The 19,316-nt window shown below is 34.8% G+C and carries 13 protein-coding genes and 1 pseudogene; 11 read left to right on the top strand and 3 right to left on the bottom strand.

From position 1 onward, the window contains the following. Nucleotides 1-12: 12 nt before the first annotated feature. The 10 genes from aroC (at nt 13) to recB (ending at nt 13,244) form a co-directional block, all read left to right on the top strand. The gene (aroC, locus tag ACGH6S_RS00650; RefSeq protein ID WP_065589546.1) at nt 13-1,086 is read left to right on the top strand and encodes a chorismate synthase; all 1,074 of its coding nucleotides are present in this window, start codon (nt 13-15) and stop codon (nt 1,084-1,086) included. Further along, complete coding sequence (locus ACGH6S_RS00645) at nt 1,083-1,835, top strand: TSUP family transporter (protein WP_085164448.1); 753 nt, start codon at nt 1,083-1,085, stop codon at nt 1,833-1,835. Before aroC ends, ACGH6S_RS00645 begins: the two co-directional genes overlap by 4 nt. Nucleotides 1,836-2,077: 242 nt before the next feature. Then, entirely contained in the window at nt 2,078-3,001 is a 924-nt protein-coding gene (locus ACGH6S_RS00640; protein ID WP_085164482.1) for a LysR family transcriptional regulator, read from the top strand. Nucleotides 3,002-3,150: 149 nt separating this feature from the next. Then, nucleotides 3,151-3,420 carry a 30S ribosomal protein S15 gene (gene rpsO, locus ACGH6S_RS00635; RefSeq protein WP_085164450.1) on the top strand — a complete coding sequence of 90 codons (270 nt, stop codon included), beginning with the start codon at nt 3,151-3,153 and terminating at the stop codon, nt 3,418-3,420. A gap of 307 nt (nt 3,421-3,727) precedes the next feature. Beyond that, complete coding sequence (gene pnp / locus ACGH6S_RS00630) at nt 3,728-5,842, top strand: polyribonucleotide nucleotidyltransferase (protein WP_411578161.1); 2,115 nt, start codon at nt 3,728-3,730, stop codon at nt 5,840-5,842. 25 nt (nt 5,843-5,867) lie between these two features. Next, nucleotides 5,868-6,728 carry a lipoprotein NlpI gene (gene nlpI, locus ACGH6S_RS00625; RefSeq protein WP_065589550.1) on the top strand — a complete coding sequence of 287 codons (861 nt, stop codon included), beginning with the start codon at nt 5,868-5,870 and terminating at the stop codon, nt 6,726-6,728. Nucleotides 6,729-7,074: 346 nt separating this feature from the next. Beyond that, a complete protein-coding gene (locus ACGH6S_RS00620; protein ID WP_174799485.1) occupies nt 7,075-8,841 on the top strand; it encodes a DEAD/DEAH family ATP-dependent RNA helicase in 1,767 nt (588 codons plus the stop codon). A 182-nt stretch (nt 8,842-9,023) separates the two neighbouring features. Further along, nucleotides 9,024-9,320, top strand: coding sequence for a YfcZ/YiiS family protein (locus ACGH6S_RS00615; protein ID WP_065560648.1), 297 nt, complete (start codon nt 9,024-9,026; stop codon nt 9,318-9,320). 10 nt (nt 9,321-9,330) lie between these two features. Continuing rightward, nucleotides 9,331-9,789, top strand: a complete 459-nt coding sequence (gene sixA, locus ACGH6S_RS00610; RefSeq protein ID WP_411578160.1) for a phosphohistidine phosphatase SixA — start codon at nt 9,331-9,333, stop codon at nt 9,787-9,789. Next, entirely contained in the window at nt 9,768-13,244 is a 3,477-nt protein-coding gene (gene recB, locus ACGH6S_RS00605; protein ID WP_411578159.1) for an exodeoxyribonuclease V subunit beta, read from the top strand. Before sixA ends, recB begins: the two co-directional genes overlap by 22 nt. A gap of 86 nt (nt 13,245-13,330) precedes the next feature. Here the strand turns inward: recB and ACGH6S_RS00600 are convergent, their stop codons facing one another. Beyond that, nucleotides 13,331-13,804, bottom strand: coding sequence for a hypothetical protein (locus tag ACGH6S_RS00600; RefSeq protein ID WP_296317607.1), 474 nt, complete (start codon nt 13,802-13,804; stop codon nt 13,331-13,333). Between the two features lie 196 nt (nt 13,805-14,000). Here ACGH6S_RS00600 and ACGH6S_RS00595 point away from each other — a divergent pair, with 196 nt between their 5' ends. Further along, nucleotides 14,001-15,719: a carbohydrate porin gene (locus ACGH6S_RS00595; RefSeq protein ID WP_411578158.1), complete on the top strand. Its 1,719-nt coding sequence runs from the start codon at nt 14,001-14,003 to the stop codon at nt 15,717-15,719. A gap of 101 nt (nt 15,720-15,820) precedes the next feature. Here ACGH6S_RS00595 and ACGH6S_RS00590 read toward each other — a convergent pair whose 3' ends face one another. Together ACGH6S_RS00590 and ACGH6S_RS00585 are read right to left on the bottom strand one after the other, a co-directional pair. Further along, entirely contained in the window at nt 15,821-16,828 is a 1,008-nt protein-coding gene (locus tag ACGH6S_RS00590; RefSeq protein WP_296302760.1) for a substrate-binding domain-containing protein, read from the bottom strand. 339 nt (nt 16,829-17,167) lie between these two features. After that, nucleotides 17,168-19,293: pseudogene (locus ACGH6S_RS00585) on the bottom strand (alpha-galactosidase). Nucleotides 19,294-19,316: the final 23 nt, after the last annotated feature.

Here is a 19,316-nt window from a genome sequence, read left to right as displayed (position 1 = left end):
AATAAATTTATTATGGCTGGAAACTCAATCGGAAAATTATTCAAAGTAACCACATTCGGTGAATCGCACGGTGTGGCATTAGGGTGTGTTGTCGATGGTGTTCCTCCTGGACTTGCGTTAACAGAATCAGACATGCAAAATGATCTTGATCGTCGTAGACCTGGCTCATCTCGTTATACAACTCAACGCCGAGAAGCAGATCAAGTCAAAATTTTGTCAGGCGTATTTGAAGGTGTTACAACTGGAACGAGTATTGGTTTACTTATTGAAAATACCGATCAACGTTCTCAAGATTATAGTAAAATTAAAGATATCTTCAGACCAAGCCATGCAGATTACACTTATCAAAATAAATATGGCATACGCGATTATCGCGGTGGCGGTCGCTCCTCTGCTCGTGAAACGGCTATGAGAGTTGCTGCCGGCGCTATTGCAAAAAAATATCTACAAGAAAAGCTTGGCATTACTATTCGTGGTTATTTGGCTCAGATGGGTGATGTAAAATGTGAATTGAAAGACTGGCAACAAGTTGAACACAATCCATTTTTTTGCGCAGATGAGAGTAAATTAGATGCACTTGAACAGCTGCTTCGGTCATTAAAAAAAGAGGGTGACTCAATAGGTGCGAAAGTTTGCATTGTTGCTGAAAATATTCCAGTAGGACTTGGCGAACCTGTATTTGATAAACTAGATGCTGATCTTGCGCATGCACTAATGAGTATTAATGCCGTGAAAGGTGTAGAAATTGGCGATGGTTTTGCTGTTGTGAATAAACGTGGTAGCGAAAATCGTGATGAAATAACACCTAAAGGCTTTTTATCTAATCATGCCGGTGGGATTTTAGGTGGTATTAGTTCAGGACAAACCATATCAGCCAGCATAGCACTTAAACCCACGCCTAGTATAGAAATTCCAGGTAAATCAGTTAATATTTTGGGTGAAAGCGTTGAAGTATCTACACATGGTCGACATGATCCATGTGTTGGCATTCGAGCTGTACCAATTGCTGAAGCAATGGTTGCTATTGTGCTAATGGATCATTACCTTCGTTATCGGGCTCAATGTGGTGATGTAAATAAATTATGAGTTATGATCTGCTTATTTTACTTTTTCTGATTGCTGCTTTGGCCGGTTTTATTGATTCTATTGCTGGCGGAGGTGGTTTATTAACTGTCCCTGCATTACTTGCTGTTGGACTGCCACCAGCTAGTGCATTGGCAACCAATAAATTGCAAAGTTGCGGTGGTTCGTTTTCTGCTAGCCTATATTTTATCCGGCAGCATATGGTGGATTTGAAACAACAAAAATGGGCAATCGTTTTTGCTTTTGTTGGTTCAGCAATTGGAACATTATCTGTGATGCGTATCCAAGCTGATTTTTTAAAATTATTATTACCAATTTTAACTATTAGCGTTGGGCTCTATTTTCTACTTTCTCCAACTATTGGAGAAAACGACCGTAACAGTCGCCTTTCACTTATTCAATTCGCATTAATTCCTGCCTTTGGTATAGGTTTTTATGATGGATTTTTTGGCCCTGGTGCTGGTTCATTTTATGCGTTAGCTTATATCACGTTAGCTGGTTTTAATTTAACCAAAGCGACTGCACATACCAAAGTACTAAACTTCACCTCAAATTTGGCCGGCTTGCTGTTTTTTATTATAGGGGGAGAAGTAATCTGGTCAATTGGATTGGTTATGTTAGTTGGTCAATTTATAGGAGCGAGGCTTGGTGCTAAAATGGTCATCGCCAAAGGTCGTAAATTAATTCGACCAATGTTAATTACAGTTTCGACCCTTATGAGTATAAAATTAATTTACGAAAACTTTTTTTAATTACTTATAAGTTAAGTAATTTACATTTTCTCTACCTAAAATATCTAAAGTAATTTTATTATCAATTTTACTGCTTCTCATTTTTACCTTTCATAATTCATTTATATTAAAATTTTTGTCAAAAACTTTCAGGTAACTATATGTTTGAGTATAAAATAGCAACAAGTATTTATTTCACTTAAATATTATTTAGTATATATTTGTGTTATATAAGATAGTTTGTGTTAACACGTCCCAATATTATGAAACTTCAACAATTACGCTATATTATAGAAATAGCACGTTCTGGCTCAATAAATGAAGCCGCTAAGAATTTATATATTACTCAGCCAAGCTTATCAACAGCGGTGAAAGATCTAGAAGCTGAATTTGGTATTGAGATTTTTGTTCGCAGTTCTAAAGGAGTTTCACTTTCACCTGATGGTGTTGAGTTTTTAGGTTATGCCAAACAAGTTTTAGATCAAGCTGAACTATTGGAACAGCACTACTCCAAAAAAGAACCCTCTAAGCAGTTATGCAGCATATCTACTCAGCATTATGCTTTTGCGGTTAATGCCTTTGTTAACTTAATTAAAAAAAATCAAACAGATGAGTATGAGTTTACGCTTAGGGAAACAAAAACATATGATATTATCACCGATGTAGCTAATTTACGTAGTGAAGTTGGTATTTTGTATTTGAATGATTTTAATCAAAAAGTGATTTTACGGTTACTGAAAGAACATAGATTAACCTTTAATCCACTTTTTGAAGCTAATCCTCATGTATTTATTAGTACTCATCATCCATTATCATCCATGAAGTTATTAACTTTAGATGATTTAGAGGATTACCCTTATCTTTCTTTTGAGCAGGGCGAATATAACTCATTTTATTTTTCCGAAGAAATTTTAAGTACGGTTTATCATAAAAAGAGTATACACGTCAGTGATAGAGCAACCTTATTTAACTTATTGCATGGACTCAATGGTTATACCATTAGCACAGGGGTTTTAAGTGCTGACTTAAACGGATCTGATATTTTATCAATACCGTTAGATGTAGAAGAAAAAATCCTAATTGGCTGGATCACATCACAAAAGGCTCAACTAAGCTTATCAGCTCAAAATTATATTGAGGCGCTAAAAAAACTAATTCAAGAAGAGTATGGTTTCGAGCTTAAGTAAATACTGCTGCTAACTAAATAAATCAAATTGCTATTTTTATAAATTTCAGTATAATTACGTAACTCATATATTCACTATATGGATACCGAGGAATGTCTGAATTAGAGATCGGTCATTCCATTTTTTATGTTTATTTTAAGAGGTTTATTATGTCTCTAACTGTAGAAACTAAAGCGAAAATCGTTGCCGAATATGGTCGTGGCACTAACGACACTGGTTCAACAGAGGTTCAAGTTGCTCTTTTAACTGCACGTATTAATGATTTACAAGGTCATTTTTCTGAGCATAAAAAAGATCACCATAGCCGTCGTGGTCTATTACGTATGGTGTCTAGCCGTCGTAAATTATTAGATTATTTACGTCGTAAAGATATTGAACGTTATAACCAATTGATTAAAAAATTAGGTTTACGTCGCTAATTGACAATCTACTTGAAAAGAGGCTTAGGCCTCTTTTTCGTTGTGAAAAATCGGTGCTCTGATATAATATTGAGCGTTAAAAATTATTATTTTATGTAAGCCAACAAAGTAAAGGTTATATCTCATGTTTCGCGCGACTAATGAGAGCTCTATAATTTATAGATTTGTCATTAGTCGTGACAGTGAAATAATCTTTTTGTTGTATATATCCCCACATTGTTGAAGAGAGTATCAATAAGCGTAGCGTAATGTTGCGTCCTGTCGAAATATCAAACTTCAACATAACAAATAACAAGAGGACACTATTTTGTTTAATCCGACATGTCAAAAATTTCAATATGGTCGTCATACCGTGACTTTAGAAACTGGTATTATGGCTCGTCAAGCAACCGCAGCTGTTATGGTTAATATGGATGATACTGCTGTATTTGTCACGGTTGTTGCAAATAAAAAAGTAAAAGAAGGTCAAGACTTCTTCCCATTAACAGTTAATTACCAAGAACGCACCTATGCTGCAGGGCGTATTCCTGGTGGATTTTTTAAACGTGAAGGTCGTCCAAGTGAAGGTGAAACTCTAATTGCACGTTTAATCGACCGCCCGCTTCGTCCATTATTTCCTGAAGGATTTGTTAATGAAATCCAAATTATTGCAACAGTTGTTTCGGTTAATCCCGAGGTGAGCCCTGACCTAGTTGCAATGATTGGTGCTTCTGCTGCACTTTGCTTATCTGGTGTTCCATTCCACGGCCCTATTGGTGCTGCACGTGTTGGCTTTATTAATGATGAATTTGTATTAAATCCATCAGTAAAAGAGCTTGCAGCCAGTCGTCTAGATTTAGTTGTTGCGGGTACAAAAAGTGCAGTATTAATGGTTGAATCTGAAGCTGATTTACTCACTGAAGATCAAATGTTAGCAGCGGTAGTATTTGGTCATGAACAACAACAAGTTGTTATTGATAATATTAACGAATTTGTAGAAAAAGCCAATTGTGAAAAATGGGATTGGGTAGCACCGGCTAAAAATGAGGTGCTATATAATGCCATTGTTGAATTAGCTAAAGATCGTTTGGGCGAAGCTTATCGTATTACTGAAAAACAAGCACGTTATGCACAAATCGATTTAATTAAAGAAGAAGTTTTAGCTGTACTAAAAGAACAAAATGACGAACTCGATGAAAACGAAGTGATTAATATTATTGTTGAGTTGGAAAGTCAAATTGTTCGTAAGCGTGTTATTGCTGGTGAACCGCGTATTGATGGTCGTGAAAAAGATATGATTCGTGCACTTGATATCCGTACTAATGTCTTACCAAGAACTCATGGTAGTGCACTGTTTACACGTGGTGAAACTCAGGCACTAGTTACTGCAACATTAGGTACAGAGCGTGACGCACAAATCATTGATGAGTTAACTGGTGAATATACCGAACGGTTCTTACTTCATTACAATTTTCCTCCATACTCTGTTGGCGAAACAGGCATGGTTGGCTCACCAAAACGCCGAGAAATTGGTCATGGTCGCCTAGCTAAACGAGGTGTTGCGGCTGTAATGCCAAGCCGTGAAGAATTTCCATATACTGTTCGAGTAGTGTCTGAAATTACTGAGTCAAATGGTTCATCTTCAATGGCTTCTGTTTGTGGTGCTTCACTTGCTCTTATGGATGCAGGGGTACCAATCAAATCATCTGTTGCTGGTATTGCAATGGGATTAGTAAAAGAAGGTGATCAGTTTGTCGTATTATCAGATATTCTTGGTGACGAAGACCACCTTGGTGATATGGACTTTAAAGTAGCAGGTACACGCGAAGGTGTAAGTGCATTGCAAATGGATATCAAAATTGAAGGTATTACCAAAGAAATTATGCAAGTAGCACTTAATCAAGCTAAAGGTGCTCGTTTACACATTTTAGGTGTAATGGAACAAGCAATTAATAAGCCTCGCCAAGAAATTTCAGAGTTTGCACCACGTATTTATACAATGAATGTAAATCCTGACAAAATTCGCGATATTATCGGTAAAGGTGGCGCAACAATTCGGGCTTTAACTGAAGAAACAGGAACAACTATTGAAATCACTGATGATGGTACCGTTAAGATTGCCGCTTCAGATGGTAATAAAGCCAAAGATGCCATGGCACGTATTACTAACTTAGTTGCTGATGTCGAAATTGGTAAAATTTATACAGGTAAAGTAACAAGAATCGTTGATTTTGGTGCTTTTGTATCGGTTATTGGTGGTAAAGAGGGACTTGTTCATGTATCTCAAATTGCCGATCATCGAGTAGAAAAAGTGGCTGATTATCTAAAAGTTGGTCAAGAAGTGAATGTTAAAGTGCTAGAAATTGACCGCCAAGGCAGAATCCGTTTGAGTATGAAAGATGCTGTCGAACCGACAGCAGACGTTGTTTCAACAGCAGAATAAAATTATTATTCATTAGGGGATAAAAATGGGATTATTCAACCTGAGAACTGTATGCTGCATTTTGCTAGCTGTTATTCTTTTGTCAGGTTGTTCTAATTCTCAACCTTTGTTAGCTGTTCCTGAGCAAGTTTCATATGATGATGAGTTAAAAATTGCTCAGCTCAGCCAACAGCTGTCTCAAAAAGGCCTTGATACTGGAACGCGAATGCAACTCATATTTGAGCGAGGTATTGCCTATGATTCATTGGGTTTTAAAGCCTTTGCTCAAAGCGATTTTTCCTATTTGTTGAGCTTAAATCCTGAAGTTCCTGACATTTACAACTTTCTAGGAACCTATGCATTAAGAGATGGCGATTTTGATACAGCTTTAATGTCGTTTAATACTACATTAGAGCTTGATCCCGCTTATACTTATGCGTATTTAAATCGTGCTATTACGTTGTATCGTACAGGCCATTATCAAGCCGCAGAGCGTGATGCATTAAGGTTTTATCAATATGATATGAATGAACCTATTAGGATTCTATGGCTTTATTTGATTGAAAAGGAAAATGATAATAAAGCCGCCAAAATTGAGCTACAAAAACGTTATGATCTGATTAATGATAAAACGAGTTATAGTGGCAATATTATTGCATTTTATTTAGGTAAAATTAGCGAAACTAAATTAATGCAGAACCTTCAACAAGGTGTAGAGAATAATCGACAATTAGCCGAACGCCTTTGTGAAGCCTACTTTTACTTAGGTAAATATTATCAAAGTAAAGGTGACAACGAACGTGCCAAAATGTTATTTAAATATGCTTTAGCCAATAATATTTATAACTATGTTGAACATCAACAGGCACTTTATGAAATGAAGTTACTTGAAGAAAAAGAAGAGTAACAAGGGTCATGCCAGTTTTAAAAGTGAAAATATTGTTATAGCGTAGTTCTGATTTGCCAAATAATATGTTCTTAACATTAGATAATGCGGTTAGCTTTATCTTAGATATATCAATATCAATCAACCTTAGTTTATTTTTTAGATTCGATTTGTTGAGTTAACATAGGCAGTTAGTTATTGGGGTGAGTTGTAAATTTTCAATTTAGTGAGCTGGCATAAATTTATATCTGCTTTCTTTATTTGGTTTAAAAAAATAAGATAAAACTTATATGATATTAGTTAATAATTATCAGGATTTTTACTAAATAAGTAAGTTTATATATTCAAAATTTATAAGCGAGTTTACATGACAAAAGAAGTTTCTTTTATTGATCTTGGTTTATCCGAGGATATTCTTAACGCATTAAATGATCTTGGTTTTAGCAAACCATCACCAATCCAATCTGAATGTATTCCTCTATTATTAGAGGGTAATGATGTATTGGGTATGGCACAGACAGGTAGTGGCAAAACCGCTGCATTTTCAATTCCTTTCTTAATGAATATTGACGCAAACTTAAAAGCACCACAACTTTTAGTATTAGCTCCTACACGGGAATTGGCTATACAAGTTGCTGATGCTTGCTCTGAATATTCAAAATATATGAAAGGGGTAAAAGTACTCGCTTTATATGGTGGACAGCGTTATGACGTTCAATTACGAGCCTTAAAACAAGGTCCTCAAATTGTAGTTGGTACACCAGGACGTTTGCTAGATCACTTAAATCGTAAAACCTTAGATCTCTCTAATCTTAAGGGATTAGTACTTGATGAAGCAGATGAAATGTTAAGAATGGGCTTTATTGATGATGTTGAAAGCATTATGACAACGATTCCAGATGATCATCAAACAGCTTTATTTTCGGCAACAATGCCAGCACCAATTCGTCGTATTACTAAACGATTTATGCAAAATCCTAAAGAAGTTCAGATCAAAGGTACCAATCAAACTGCCCCTGATATTGACCAAAGTTATTGGCTTGTTAGAGGTATGCGTAAAAACGAAGCTATCGTTCGCTTTCTAGAAGCAGAAGATTTTGATGCGGCTATTATTTTTGTTCGAACAAAATCAGCTACTTTAGATGTGGCGGAAGTGCTTGAAAAGCACGGTTATAGTTGTGCTGCATTAAATGGTGATATGACACAACAATTGCGTGAACAAACATTAGATCGTTTACGTAATGGTCGTTTAGATATATTAATTGCAACTGATGTTGCTGCTCGTGGTTTAGATGTTGAGCGTATTAGCTTAGTTATAAATTATGATATCACGTTAGATTCTGAATCTTATGTTCACCGTATTGGACGAACTGGTCGTGCTGGACGTGCTGGCCGTGCTATTTTATTTGTTGATAGCCGTGAACGTCGTTTACTTAAGAATATCGAGCAAACTATCAAAAAACCAATTCCAGAAGTTGGGTTGCCATCAAAAGAGCTACTTGAACAGCGTCGTTTAGCTAAATTTACTGCGCAAGTCCAGAAACAACTTGAGAGTAGTGATTTAGATGAGTACCAAAAGTTATTAGCAAAAATACAAGCGGATAGTGGAGCCGATCTTGAAACGATTGCAACCGCTTTATTAAAATTAGCACAAGGGGAACGCCCTTTAATTTTACCACCAGACCCAGTGTTTAAACCATCGCGTGAAATGCGAGATCGGGATAATCGTGGCGGTGAACGCCGTTTACGAGGTGATAATCGTGAATCCCCAAAACGTCGAGAACGACGCGATGTTGGTGATATGGATATGTATCGTATTGAAGTTGGTAAAGAGAACGGTATTGAAGTTCGTCATATTGTGGGGGCAATTGCTAACGAAGCTGATATTAGCAGTCGTTACATTGGTAATATCAAGCTTTATGATACTTATTCGACAGTTGAATTACCAAAAGGTATGCCAAAAGACATACTAAAACATTTTGAAAAAGTAAGAGTACTTAATCAACCAATGAAAATGAGCTTAATCAGTGGAGTAGCGTCTGATACTAAACGAGCTCGTAAAAACAGTAAATCAGATACATCTGATAAACCGTTTGCAAAAAAGCGTGGTCGCCCAACAGCACCTAAATTCTAATGTATTGACCTCTGTCATTTGGCAGAGGTATCTTTAATTCTTTTTATCTCAACTAACAACATAGTTTAGTAGCCACATACTGCATCATATTCAGCTAGATAACAAAACAGAGTTAGCGCTTTACCCTAAGTTATGATTGAGAGTATACTATTAAAAATATTAACAGTTAATTAGAGGTAAGCATGGCAGATTCTTTAAACAAATGCAAAGCAAACGAAACTCCAGCATGTTGTTGTGTGGATGTTGGTACAATAATTGATAACGAAGACTGTAGCGCTGAGTATGAACACATCTTTGCGACAGAATCAGAAGCTCAAGCTAAGTTAGCATCTTTAACTCAAGCTGCAAATGATGTCGCAACAGAGCCGTGTGAAATTAATAGCAATATTGATAAAATAAGTAATGGCTTTAAACTATCAACAAAATTCACCTTTTGTTGTGGTGCAGAATGCATGATTTTCCAATTAAAATTACGTTAATTGAATATTGATGAAAGTTTGTATTATGAGACATGGTGAAGCAGGGTTTTCTGCTTCATCGGATTCCAGTAGAACATTAACAAATTATGGCATTAATCAGTCAAATCAAGCTGGTAAATGGCTTAAACAGCAAAATTTTCAATTTGAAATTGGTTTGGTTAGTCCTTATTTGCGAGCTCAACAAACACTAACAGAATTATCATCACACGTTAGTGTTGCAAAAGTTGAAACTAATCAGTTTTTAGTGCCTGGTGGTAGCTCATCTCATATTGCTGACGTATTAGTAATATTGTTAAATGATGGGGTTGAAAATGTGATTATTGTATCTCATTTGCCATTGGTGGGATATTTAGTTAATGAACTATGTCCGCAAGTTGCTCCTCCTATGTTTTCTACTGCCGCAATTGCTTGTATTAGTTTATTACCAAACTCTGCAGGAAATCTTGAATGGTTTCATCAAGCGGAGTAAAAAAACTTAATCTTTTTGATTTACCTCTAACTGGTCGAACTTTAATTGAAGCATCGGCTGGAACCGGTAAAACTTATTCTCTTGCCTTTATTTACTTAAGATTATTATTGGGTATTGGTCAAAATAGTTACCCAAGACCTTTAAATGTTAACGAAATTCTGGTTGTGACTTTTACCAAAGCGGCAACTCAAGAACTTCGATCGCGGATAAGGCAAAATATTCAAGAACTGCGAATAGGGCTATTACAAGGACATCATAAAGATCCTATTTATCAACAACTCATTGAATTAATTGATGATAGAAAATTTGCAGTACAGCAACTAACTATTGCTCAACAGTCAATGGATGATGCGGCTATTTATACTATACATAGTTTTTGCCAACGAATACTAACTAGCCATGCATTTGAATCGGGTGTTTTATTTGAGCAAAAGCTAATCTCTGATGAATATGAGTTAAAATTAAGAGTAACTCAAGATTTTTGGCGTCACTATTTTACACAGCTTGATAAACCACTTGCTTATTTAGTGCTTGCTACATGGCAAGATCCAACGGCATTGCTAAAAGACATCACCCCTTATTTAGGGTTAGATTTCAACAATGCTGGCAAGGTAAACCTAGATATAAGTACAACAATAAAGTTGTTTTACCAACAAAGTTATGAAAAAATTGAAAATATTAAAAAATCTTGGTTAGCTTTGTCTGAAAAATTAGTTGAAATCATTATACAATCAGGTGTCAGTAAACAATCATATAGTAGTCGAAATCTACCCAATTGGGTAATTAAAGTATCGGCATGGGCTAACAGCGAAACTCGAACGTTTGAATTACCCAACGAACTTGAAAAATTTAAGCAATCAGTTTTAAGCGAAAAGACGAAAGAAGGAAAAAGTGTTCCATGTCATTCGTTTTTTGAACAAATTGACGATCTATATAAACAACCTTTTGATCTACGAAGCCAAATCTTAATGGATATTGTCAGTGTAATTCAGAAAGGGATCTATAACGAAAAACTCAAAAATGGCGAGATGAGCTTTGACGATCTTATTTGGCAACTAAATCGTGCATTAAAAGCACAAGCAGGTGATCGATTGGCGCAAAGTATAGCCTCAAAATATTGTGTTGCTTTAATTGATGAGTTCCAGGATACCGATCCTGCTCAGTATCAAATTTTTGATCGTATTTATGACAGGAACAAGTTAGATCGAGGTCTATTATTTATTGGTGATCCAAAACAAGCAATTTACAGCTTTCGAGGTGCAGATATATTCACTTACTTAAAAGCTAAACAATCGACAGGGGAAAATTCTTTTACCATGGATGTAAACCATCGTTCATCTGCTTCGATGGTCAAAGCTGTTAACCAATTATTTTCTAATTGCGATAATCCATTTATATTTAATGATATTCCTTTTTTACCCATGGAAGCGGCAAAACGGAATCAGCAAAAGTCTTTACAAGTTAACAACCAAGAAGTATCGGCATTAGCTGCTTACTTACTACCTGATGATATTGCAACAAATTCTGATTATCAAGAACACATGGCTAGTTGTTGTGCTACCCAAATAGTGACTTTACTGTCTAATTCATCAATGTTAATTGATAGCGAAAACGAACAACGTCCTGTGACTACAGCAGATATTGCGATCTTAGTGCGTAATGGACGTGAAGCCGAAGTTATTCAACAAAAATTGACTCATTGCGGTGTTAAGAGTGTCTACTTGTCAAACAATAGTAGTGTGTTTTCTTCAAATGAAGCAAAAGATGTATTGAGCCTATTGCAAGCTGTTTTAATGCCAGAAAACGAAACAATGCTCAAGCTAGCATTAATGACATCGCTATTAGGTCAAACCATGACAGACCTTGAACAAATCACTGACGATCAAGATAAATGGGAAAGTTTGGTCGAAGAATTCAAACAATATCAAGCAATTTGGCAATATTATGGTGTATTGGTTATGTTACGCCGAATGATGAAAAAACGGCATCTAGCTGAAAACATCTTAGCTCGCCAAGGTGGTGAACGAACATTAACTAACTTAATGCATTTAGGTGAATTACTTCAAGAAACATCAAATGAGTTAGATGGTCCACACGCCTTAATTCGGTGGTTGACAAAACAAATTGTTAACCCAGATCCAAATTTAGAAAATCATCAACAACGCCTTGAAAGTGATGAAAACCTTGTCAAGATTATTACTATTCATAAATCAAAGGGATTAGAGTTTCCAATTGTTTGGTTACCATTTATTTCAATATATCGTGCATCCGATAGCCAATTTTATCATGATAAAGATAATGAGTATCAGCCAACTTATGCATGGTTACTGTCTGATGAGATTAAAGAGCAGATAGAAAAAGAGCGACTTGCTGAAGATTTGCGGCTATTATATGTTGCAATGACTCGCTCGGTTTATCATTGTAGTATTGGACTTGCTTCATTGAAAAAAAGCCAATCGGCTATTAATCATTTATTAAAAAGTGAATTAAGATCAATTGCCAATATAGCTAATTTAATTGATGTCCAATTACCAATAGAGAGCGAACAGTATATTCCGGCAATTTTGCCAGACCAATCATTATCGGCTAACGTATTTTCGCGTAATATTTCAAACAGTTGGCGGGTTACAAGTTATACTGAATTACAAAGGCATAATCATAATGTATTGGCTTATAAGCCTGATCTTATTAATGACTGGGACGAGTCCCCATACGAATCCGATAGAGTACAATCAAACGACACACTATATGATATCCACCATTTTCCTAAAGGAGCATATGTCGGTACATTAATGCACAGCATTATGGAAGATATCACATCAGATAATCTTGTTGAATTATGTAATCAGATGGTAAAAAAGCTCAATTTAGAAACAGAGTGGAATAGCGTAGTAACAAATTGGATGCAACAGATATTGACTACAAAACTGCATGATCCAAATTTAATATTATCGCAAGCGTTAATGGGGCAACATATTAACGAATTGCAATTCTATCTCCCTATACGCAAAACAGTCACTAGTCAGCAATTAGATAGTTTGTGTAAACAATATGATCATTTATCAAGATTATGTCCCGAATTAGATTTTGAGTCGGTACAAGGTATGCTAAGAGGCTTTATCGATTTAGTCTTCAAATTTGAAGGGAAATATTATGTGGTTGATTATAAATCTAATTGGTTAGGTGAATGTGTTGATGCTTATAGCCAAGAAGCACTTGAAAAAGTGATGTGCGATCATCGCTATGACCTACAATATCAACTTTACTGTTTAGCATTGCATCGTTTTTTAAAAGGACGTTTGTCTAATTACCAATACCAAACGCATTTTGGAGGGGTATACTATCTCTTTTTACGAGGAATGCCCGAGCAAGGCATCTTTTATCACCTACCTCAGCAAGAATTTATCGAAGAACTTGATAAGCTGTTTGATGGTGAAATGTTAAATGGAATATAACAATTATTAAGAAATAACCATATCGAAAAATACAATTGAATAAAAATAAGGCACCCAAAACGGTGCCTTATTTTTAGATGGCTTATTTAACATTTAAACATAAGCTGATAGCTATAGTGTTTATCTGTCAGTAAAAATTTATGATGTACATTTGGTGTCCAAGAATCATCTCCACCAATTCCCATATGATAAGCATCAATACTTATATAAGCGCATGACCTAGGTTCCAATAAATGACGATGAGTTTTTTCTATTAATTGCTCTGTCCCATATTGATTAACGTTAAATTTAAACTGATGTCCAGTTATGATCATCTCATTAAGTTGCAATCTTTTAACCTCGCAACGCAATCCATTTTCACATGGATAAATATAAGGTGTATAAAGTTCTGCAAAAGGTAACGACCAATCACCAAAAATAGCTGATGTTTTTCGATCAGGATAATTTTCATGAGGTCCTAAGCCAAGCCATTTTACTTTTTTAGGAATCTGTTTCATTTGATAACATAAACCGATTAATACTGTATATAAAATGATAATTTTTAATGTGATATCTATCACAATATTAGTGTTTAGTTTTTGAATAGTCGCTCTTATTGGTTATATTTAAACTACCTAATAAAAGGTATTGGATTGTTACCGATTTATAGCGGGCAAAACCTAAAGAATAGTTATGACTATTTTTTAGGTTTTTTTTTGTCTCAAATTTAAAAGATTTTTAAATATTTTTTAATAATAAGTTTAGGGGAGGGGAGAAATGAAATTTTCAAAAAAAATAGTATATAAAATCAAACCAAAACGAGTTGTTTTAATGACTATGCTAGGTTTGTGTTATTTACCCAATGCGATGGCAGCAACTCAAGATGAGCTAGAAGCAAGAATTGCGTTATTAGAGCAAAAGTTATTAGTTCTTAGTCAAGAGTCTAATGATTTGAAAAAGCAAGTGATTGATTCTAATAAGCAACTTGCTAAATTAAATAATAATCTTCAAAAACAACAAATTATTATAAATAATCAGAAAAAAGCGCTTAAAAATAGTCAAAATGTAGCAATTACAAAGCAACAGCCTCCAGTTAATCCTGTACAAGCAAATAATAATCAAATTTTACTAGTTAGTACACCAAAAACCGATACTATGCAAGACAGCAATCATCCAGAAAAGACTTCATTTACTTTAGCTGAATTTAAAGATTATATTAAAGAAGAAATAGGATTTTCTTATAATGGTTACTTCCGTGGTGGTTGGTCAACTTCAAGCAATGGTAAACCTAAAAATTATGCTGAAGGTGCATTAGGTCGATTTGGTAATGAATATGGTGGTTGGTATGATCTTATCTTTAAGCAAAAAGTCTATGATCAAGATGGAAGGCGAGTTGATGCAATTGTTATGATTGATGGAAACGTGGCAACAAATAAAGCTGCGGGTTTATTTAATACGCAAGATGACAATATTATGCAATTTTCAGATATATATTTAGAAACAAAAGGATTTGTGCCACGTTTTCCTGATGCGAAATTATGGGTGGGTAAACATTCTTTGCCTTATAATGAAATACAAATGCTTGATTGGAAAACACAAAAAACGCCAGCAGGTGGAGGTATTGGTATTGAAAATCTTAAAGTCGGTGTTGGTGCTCTTGATTTATCATTAGTTAGAGCAGATGTAAATGTGAAAAATAAAAAAGAAATAATTAGTACTGATGATAGTAAAGTAAATAAAATTGAACAATATAAAAAGGAAGAAGTTGATTTAAACGAACTAGAAATTCGCTATCGTGATATCCCATTATGGCAAAATGCAACGCTTGGTTTGAATGTTCGTTATTCAGCACCAAATAAATCTAAAATTCAAAATAGTATATCTGTTAAAAATGCTTGGCTTGGTAGCCTTGTTTTGCGTCAAAATGAATTTTTTGGCGGATTTAATCAGTTTACATTACAGACAGCAACCAATTCTGTTGCATCACAGCTGGCTAACATTAATACTAATAACCCAGAGTTTGCCAGTAATTCGGATAATGACTATATAGGTACACATACTGGTGGTAAAGCTTATCGTTTTGTATCGGAAGGTGAAGCTTATTTAAGCGATAATATCATTGTTGCCCATGCTTTGGCTTTAACTTCAGGAAATGATGTTTATTCTTATGATCTTAATCTTCCACATACCGATTTTACAAGTTTTAAATCAGCAATAAGACCAGCTTATATCTGGGATACTTATAATCAAAGCGGTGTTGAACTAGGTTACTTTCGTCAGAAAGACAAAGTTAAAAGTAAAACTTATGTCGAAGAAGGATATAAAACAACACTTTACCATTCATTTAAAGTCGGAAAAAGTATTTTATCTTCACGACCTGATATTCGTTTTTATGTTTCTTATATAGAAGCACTACAAAATGATATTAGTAAATTTGATTTTAATGGTAAAGATCATCAAATTAGTTTTGGTGTACAAACAGAAGTTTGGTTTTAAGTGATATAAAATAAGACTTATCATCTGAACTATATTATAGATGTAAAATATATGGTTCAGATGAAAAATGGATACTTTTTTGATGTATAGCTACTTTATTTTTAACTATTGATAAAAGCTACTGAATAACGTTTAGTTAAGGTTGGTATATAGACGTTAATCAAATTTGTTGGAATACTTTCTCCTTTTGCAAGTTTTAGTGCTAATTCAGCAGCTTGTTCAGCCATTGTCTGTAAAGGATAACGAATGGTAGTTAATTTTGGATGTAAATAACGTGATAAAATAAGATCATCAAAACCAATGATCGAAATATCGTTTGGAATTTTAATATCATTATCGTAAAGCACAGACATTGCACCGGCGGCCATTGAATCGTTATAACAAGCAATTGCAGAGATATGACAGTTACGTTCAAGTAATGACATCATTGCTTGTTCGCCACCTATTTCATTTGGTAAACCAATTGCAATCAGATTCTCATTAACATCAATACCATGTTCTAACAATGCGTCTTTATAGCCTTGTAAACGATCAGATGAGTCAGAAATATTATGATTTGAACATAAATAACCAATTCTAGTATGCCCATGTTGAATTAAATGTTTGACTGCAAGATAAGAGCCGTAACGGTCATCAAGAGCAATACAGCGTTTTTCAAATCCTTTTACGATACGATTAATTAGAACCATACCGGGTACTTGTTGCATCAATTTTTCTAGATCGCTATCAGAGAGCATTTTGGCATGTACAACTAACGACGAACAGCGATGTTCAATTAATTGAGTAATTGCATTATATTCTTGTTGCTCATTATGATAGCCATTACCGATCAACAAAAAATGACCTGTTCGTGAGGCAACTTTTTCAACGGTACTAACCATGGCACCAAAAAATGGATCCGATACATCAGCTACAACAATACCAATAGTATTCGAATTTTGTTGTGACAAAGCGCGTGCATTAGCATCAGGATAGTAGTTTAATTTTTGCATAGCTTCTTTTACGGTATCTCTTGTATTATCTCGAACGTTATTTGCGTTATTAATTACGCGAGATACAGTTGCAACTGAAACTTTAGCTAAACGCGCAACATCTTTTATTGTCGCCATAAAAAACCTTTTAATTAATTACTATCCATAAAATATCGATAATTATAATATTTAATGCTTATCAATATAGAGTTCTGTAGATTAACAATAATATAAGACAAAAAGTACTGAAAGTGAAAGGGTTATCTTTTTTACTGTCTTGAAGTTAATTTATTTGCAATACTCTTGATATATGACTGAATTAATTGATCATAATAAGGTAAAATAAAAACTTTGCCAATGATATTATTGGCGAATTAAAAACTAGAATTGTTTCATTAAAGACTAAATATTAAGGGGACAGCAATTAGCAAATCCCCTGATAGTCGCTAAATAATTAATTTAAAAGTATCAATAATATTATTTAGCGGTTACTTTTATTAACATAGCCGTTGCTGGGTCAAGTACTGGTAAAGGTAATCCGACATCCATTAACCAATCACCAGATAGAGTCGTTTTGTTCTTCATCCATTGAGGTAATGCTTTCATAACATGACCATTTATTTTAGGATCAATGTTATCAGGCATATCTAGCACTTCAATTTGGTATTGTTTATCGGCCAACAAACCTGTCAATCGTAAATTACCGCTTAACGCATAGGTTGGTAATGTTAGTTGAGCAATAATAAACACAGCTTCTTTTTGGTCTTGGCTAACAACACCATAACTTTGCATAGCAGGGTTATCATCAACATCCAATCTTACAAAGTTACCGCTATGTAATAAAGGACGCAATTGTTTATGTAAATTAATATAATATGCAAAACCGTTCTGTTCTTGCTCAGATACTTTTACTGGATCGAGTTCAACTCCCATATGACCAAATAAAGCAGTTAGACCGCGTAAATTCATATGTAGCTCACGGAATGTAGTATGACATAATGCACCGCCAATATGAGCACCCATCACTTCAGGAGGGAAGAAATAACTCATTCCGCGTTGAATTATTTGTCTATCTAATGCATCGTTAGAATCTGAAGTCCAAAACGTTGTGTACGCTTTAAAATCTCATAATCAATTCGACCTCCACCTGATGAACAAGATTCTATTTCAACGGTAGGGAATTTTTCTTGCAAAATATCAAGCAATCGGTAAAGTGCTTTAGTTTGACCAACAATAGCAGGATTACCTTCATGACCAGGTTGAACAATTTCACGATTCATATCCCATTTTATATAATCAACGTCATAACTACTGAGTAACCAAGTTAGTCTTTCAAGTAGATATTCAAAAACAGCTGGGTTTTGTAAATCAAGTAAATACTGATGGCGACCTTCTGGTTGTTGATAACCAGGTAGTTCAAGTAACCAATCTGGATGGGCACGATAAAGATCTGAGTTTTTATTAATCATTTCTGGCTCAACCCAAATACCAAACTCCATACCAAGATCTTTAACATGTTTAATAACTGGTTCTAAACCATTGGATATTTTCGCTCATCTAAATACCAATCACCTAATCCTTGGTAATCATCATCACGTTTACCAAACCAACCGTCATCAATGATAAAGCGTTCAACACCAATTTGAGCCGCATTAGTCGCCATTTTCATAATGTAATCAGGATTATGGTCAAAAAAGATACCTTCCCACGTATTAAGATGAACAGGACGAGCTTTATTTTTGGTGAATTTAATAATATTACTGCGTAGAAACTGGTGGAAATGTTGACTCATTTTATTTAAGCCTTCATCGCTATAGGTAGCATATAACCAAGGCGTACTTAAAGATTCACCTTTAGCTAGTGATATTTCTCCTGCATAATACAGAGCTTCAGCTTGAATAAAACGTTTACCGTTACTTTTAACTGCAACTTGAATGCGATGATTACCACTCCATCCCAAGTGGATCCCCCAAACTTCGCCAGTTTGTTCTTTAAAACCTTCGGTACCAACCATCATCCCAGGGAAATATTCGTGTGATGTTCGTCCTCGTCGATTTTCTTGTAAATAACCACAATGTGATATTTTAGTTCGATGAGGGAAAAATTCTTTAATCCAACGACCACTAAAAGCCATTAATTCTTGTGCCCGTTCAGGGATAGGTAACGTAATAGAAAAACGATTAACTTGATATGGTTCATCACCTAAATTGGTTAAAGTATTTTGACACTGCAATACACTACTTTTATCTAAAATAAAAAAACTGGTTAAACGAAGTTTAGCAATGTTATCTTCACTAATAATGGTAATGCTATTGTCAGTTTTATTAACTTCTTTAGTTGTAAAAACGGGAGACCAATCTTTACTATTTCGGTGTCCTTCAAGTCCAGGTGTGCTAAAATTACCTAAACCTTCTTCTGGGCATAGAGTAAATGGAACGTTGACATCTATACGAGAATTAGGTACAGCAGGGTACAGCAGGGTAAAGCATGTCAATCATTTCAGGTTGAAAGTTTTGTAATCGTTTACCAAAATAACACAATTCGGCATACGGTTCAGTGCGAAAAAGGATATCTATATTATTATTGCTAAGACGATAATTCATAATGGCTCCAAGTTTGTAATATG

This window comes from Gilliamella sp. BG3, assembly GCF_046635605.1.
Lineage (GTDB): Bacteria > Pseudomonadota > Gammaproteobacteria > Enterobacterales > Orbaceae > Gilliamella > Gilliamella bombi.
Note: the sequence above shows the minus strand (reverse complement) of the source record. Positions and strands in the feature narration are given on the sequence as shown.

Coding starts and splice junctions, on each gene's coding strand:
- aroC (WP_065589546.1), top strand. CDS start 13: ATGGCTGGAAACTCAATCGGAAAATTATTCAAAGTAACCACATTCGGT.
- ACGH6S_RS00645 (WP_085164448.1), top strand. CDS start 1,083: ATGAGTTATGATCTGCTTATTTTACTTTTTCTGATTGCTGCTTTGGCC.
- ACGH6S_RS00640 (WP_085164482.1), top strand. CDS start 2,078: ATGAAACTTCAACAATTACGCTATATTATAGAAATAGCACGTTCTGGC.
- rpsO (WP_085164450.1), top strand. CDS start 3,151: ATGTCTCTAACTGTAGAAACTAAAGCGAAAATCGTTGCCGAATATGGT.
- nlpI (WP_065589550.1), top strand. CDS start 5,868: ATGGGATTATTCAACCTGAGAACTGTATGCTGCATTTTGCTAGCTGTT.
- ACGH6S_RS00620 (WP_174799485.1), top strand. CDS start 7,075: ATGACAAAAGAAGTTTCTTTTATTGATCTTGGTTTATCCGAGGATATT.
- ACGH6S_RS00615 (WP_065560648.1), top strand. CDS start 9,024: ATGGCAGATTCTTTAAACAAATGCAAAGCAAACGAAACTCCAGCATGT.
- sixA (WP_411578160.1), top strand. CDS start 9,331: ATGAAAGTTTGTATTATGAGACATGGTGAAGCAGGGTTTTCTGCTTCA.
- recB (WP_411578159.1), top strand. CDS start 9,768: ATGGTTTCATCAAGCGGAGTAAAAAAACTTAATCTTTTTGATTTACCT.
- ACGH6S_RS00595 (WP_411578158.1), top strand. CDS start 14,001: ATGAAATTTTCAAAAAAAATAGTATATAAAATCAAACCAAAACGAGTT.
- ACGH6S_RS00590 (WP_296302760.1), bottom strand. CDS start 16,828: ATGGCGACAATAAAAGATGTTGCGCGTTTAGCTAAAGTTTCAGTTGCA.